The organism is Burkholderia sp. Bp8994, from assembly GCF_003853805.1.
Taxonomy (GTDB): Bacteria; Pseudomonadota; Gammaproteobacteria; order Burkholderiales; family Burkholderiaceae; genus Burkholderia.
Window position 1 is genome coordinate 1 of record NZ_QTQH01000051.1, and the last position, 910, is coordinate 910.

The following is a 910-nucleotide window of genomic DNA, read 5'->3' on the forward strand; positions in this document are numbered from 1 at the left end:
GCGCCGCGCAGGCCCTTCATCAGGCGCATGTGCAGCCAGGCCGCGTAGTTGAGCCACACGATCAGCGCCCAGGTTTCCTTCGGGTCCCAGCTCCAGTAGCCGCCCCATGCTTCGGCGGCCCACAGCGCGCCGAGAATCGTCGCGATCGTGAAGAACGCGAAGCCGACCGCGATCGACTTGTACATCACGTCGTCGAGCACCTCGAGCGTCGGCAGGCGATCGGCGAGCACGCCGCGCTCCTTCATCAGGTATGCGACCGACACCATCGCCGACAGCGCGAAGCTGCCGTAGCCGATGAAGTTCGCCGGCACGTGGATCTTCATCCACCAGCTCTGCAGCGCCGGCACGAGCGGCTGGATCTGCTGCGCGTCGCGTGCGACCGAGTACCACATCAGGAAGCCGACGGCCGCGCTGATGACCAGCAGCACGAACGCGCCGAGCGCGCGCGTGCCGTAGTGGCCTTCGTAATACAGGTAGAGCAGCGCGGTGATCAGGCTGAACAGCACGAACACTTCGTACAGGTTCGACACCGGGATATGCCCGACGTCGGCGCCGATCAGGTAGGACTCGTACCAGCGCACCATCAGGCCGGTGAAGCCCATCAGCACGGCGACCCACGTGAGCTTCTGGCCGATCGCGGCGCCCGACTCCGAGCGCGCGAGCAGACCGATCCAGTAGAAGATCGTCGCGAGCACGAACAGCGCGCTCATCCACAGGATCGCGGACTGGCTCGACAGGAAGTACTTGAGGAAGAACGCCGCATCGGCGCGCGCGAGATCGCCCTGGTAGATCTGGATCGACAGCAGCGAGAGCGCGGCGATCGACGCCATCATCAGCCGCGCGGGCTTCCAGCGCCAGCCGAGCACGACGAGCGCCGGCACGGTGCCGATCATCACCGCCTTGTCGTAGT

1 protein-coding gene is annotated in these 910 nt (G+C 65.9%); it reads right to left on the reverse strand.

Annotation, left to right across the window (positions count from 1 at the left end):
• Positions 1–910, reverse strand: a 910-nt coding sequence (gene ccsB, locus DIE04_RS29480; protein WP_124492254.1) for a c-type cytochrome biogenesis protein CcsB, incomplete at both ends; no start/stop codon positions are given.